The sequence below is a fragment of the Streptomyces sp. SID5785 genome, from assembly GCF_009870065.1.
In the GTDB taxonomy this organism is placed as follows: Bacteria; Actinomycetota; Actinomycetes; order Streptomycetales; family Streptomycetaceae; genus Streptomyces.
Genome location: NZ_WWIA01000886.1, coordinates 1 through 2,670, shown reverse-complemented (window position 1 = coordinate 2,670; position 2,670 = coordinate 1). Strand labels below are relative to the sequence as shown.

The window sequence follows — 2,670 nt, the reverse complement described above, 5'->3', positions numbered from 1 at the left end:
CGCCGCTCGCGCAGGCGCACGGCGAGGGCGCCGCCGCGCCGCTCGAGGGCCTCGCGCCGCGCATCCCGTGCGGCCGCGCGCCGCCGCCCGCCGACGCACTCTCACCGGTCGAACTGTCCGTCCTGCGCGTGTAGACGACGCCCCGGGCCGCACCGCCGTGCCCGCACACCGTCGTCCTCCTCATCACGTCCTCCTCACGCAAGGGACCGCTCCGGCATGCCCCAGAACAAGTCCGCCGCCCCGTCCGGCACGACCCGCTCCACCCGCCCGCTCGCCCTCGGCGCCGTCGTCGTCGTGGCCGCGGCCCTGCTCGGCGTCGTCTCCTACACGGCGACCGAGCCCGACTCCCGCCCTGCCGCGACCGTCGGGCAGCAGCCCGCCGACGACACCTCCGAGACCCTGACCGGACTCGCCCGACGCGACGCGAAGGACCCGCTCGCCCGGGGCCGCGCGGACGCGCCCGTCGTCCTCGTCGAGTACGCCGACTTCCAGTGCGGCTACTGCGGAAAGTTCGCCCGCGACACCGAACCGGCCCTCGTGAAGAAGTACGTCGAGGACGGCACCCTGCGCATCGAGTGGCGCAACTTCCCGCTCTTCGGCGCCGCGTCGGAGTCCGCCGCACGCGCGGCCTGGGCCGCCGGAGAGCAGGGCCGCTTCTGGCAGTTCCACGAGGCCGCCTACGCCGACGGGGCCAAGGAGAAGGGCTTCGGCGCCGCCCGCCTCGACGCCCTCGCCCGCGAGGCCGGCGTCGCGGACCTCGACCGGTTCCGCGACGACCTGGCCGGTCCGCGGGCACGGGCCGCCGTCGAGAAGGACCGGGACGAGGCGTACGCGCTGGGCGCCACCGCGACGCCCTCGTTCCTGATCAACGGGCAGCCGCTGGCCGGAGCCCAGCCCGAGGAGGTCTTCGTCCAGGAGATCGAGGCGGCGAAGGCGCGGGCCGCGAAGTGAGCGACATCGGTTACCTCGCCGCGTTCCTCGGAGGGCTGCTCGCGCTGCTCAGCCCGTGCAGCGCGCTCCTGCTCCCCGCGTTCTTCGCGTACTCGATCGACAGCCCCACCCGGCTCGTCGCCCGCACCGGCGTCTTCTACCTCGGCCTCGCCACGACCCTGGTCCCGCTCGGCGCGGCCGGCTCCTTCGCCGGGCGCTTCTTCTACGGCCACCGCGACCTGCTCGTCACGGTCGGCGGCTGGACCGTCATCGCGCTCGGCGTCCTGCAGATCGCGGGCCGCGGCTTCTCCTCCCGGCGTCTGACGGAGCTGTCCGGCCGTATCCGCCCGGCCACTGCCCTGTCCGTCTACGCCCTGGGCGCGGTCTACGGACTCGCCGGGTTCTGCGCGGGCCCGATCCTCGGCAGCGTCCTCACCGTCGCCGCGCTCGGCGGGCACCCCGTGTACGGCGGGCTGCTCCTCGCCGTGTACGCGCTGGGCATGGCCGTGCCGCTGTTCCTGCTCGCCCTGTTGTGGGAGCGGTTCGACCTCGGCAGGCGCCGGGTCCTGCGCGGCCGCGCGGTGCGCGTCGGCCGCTTCGAGACCCACTCGACCTCGCTCGTCTCGGGCCTGTTCTTCGTCGTGCTCGGCACGCTGTTCCTGCTGTTCGACGGGACGACGGCGCTGCCCGGACTGCTCGACGTGGACGACTCGTTCGCCGCCGAGCAGTGGGCCAGGTCGGTGGGCGGGCACGTCCCGGACGCGGCGCTGCTCGCCGCGGCCGTGGCGCTCGCGGGTGCGCTGCTCGTCGTGCGGGCCCTGCGCGGCCGGTCACGCACCGTGCGCGGGGACGACGAACCCCGCGAGGAACTGAACACCGCGGACGTCCCGCCCGTATCTTCCCGTACCACCAAGTAGCTCGCCGCAGCGGCGAGTTCGGAGCCGGTCACCGGGAGGCCTGCTTGCGTCGCGTCAACGGCACCGCCCTGATCATCGCCGCCCTCGTCGCCACCCTGGGCGCCCTGGCGTTCCCGATCTGGTCGTACGCCGACCGGTCGGGGACGGGCCAGGCGAACCTGAACGCCGGGACCGTGGCCACCCAGTGGGGCCCGTTGTCGGCGACGGACCGGGACTTCATCGTCAAGGTCCGGCTCGCGGGGCTCTGGGAGATCCCCGCGGGCCAGCAGGCCATGGAGCGCGCGCCGACCCGCGCGGTGCGCGAGGCGGGGGACCACCTCGTCGTCGGCCACACCGACCTGGACCAGCGGGTGCGCTCGGTCGCGGGCCGGCTCGGGGTGGAGCTGCCGAGCCAGCCCAACGCCCAGCAGCAGGGCTGGCTCGACCAGTTGAGTGCGGCGAGCGGCAAGGACTACGAGCGGAAGTTCGCCAATCTGCTGCGTGACTCGCACGGCAAGGTGTTCGCACTGATCGCACAGGTGCGCCACACCACACGCAACGCGCTGGTACGGGAACTGGCCACGGATGCCAACCAGACCGTGCTCGACCACATCACCATGCTGGAGAACACCGGTGACGTGGACTTCGACGCCATCGCCGACGAGGCGGCGGGCGCCGCGACCGCCAGCCCGACCGGCCCGCCGCCGCCCGGCGGTGGCGCCCCGGCCCGGCCCGCACCTGCGCAGCCGACCGGTTCTCCGGACGCGACCTCGCGCCCCTCGGCCGAGCCGCCCGGGGACCCGGGCCGCACCATCAACACCGACCGGCCCGCGCCCACCTCCTG

At 74.6% G+C, this 2,670-nt stretch carries 3 protein-coding genes; all 3 read left to right on the top strand.

The genetic code is table 11. The features are described from left to right. The first annotated feature begins 216 nt into the window (after positions 1 to 216). The gene (locus GTW43_RS28870; protein ID WP_161304935.1) at positions 217 to 951 is read left to right on the top strand and encodes a thioredoxin domain-containing protein; all 735 of its coding nucleotides are present in this window, start codon (positions 217 to 219) and stop codon (positions 949 to 951) included. Then, positions 948 to 1,847, top strand: a complete 900-nt coding sequence (locus GTW43_RS28865) for a cytochrome c biogenesis CcdA family protein (RefSeq protein ID WP_161304933.1) — start codon at positions 948 to 950, stop codon at positions 1,845 to 1,847. Before GTW43_RS28870 ends, GTW43_RS28865 begins: the two co-directional genes overlap by 4 nt. Before the next feature lie 44 nt (positions 1,848 to 1,891). Continuing rightward, positions 1,892 to 2,670 (top strand): DUF4142 domain-containing protein (locus GTW43_RS28860; RefSeq protein ID WP_161304931.1); only part of this gene is annotated, 779 nt, incomplete at its 3' end.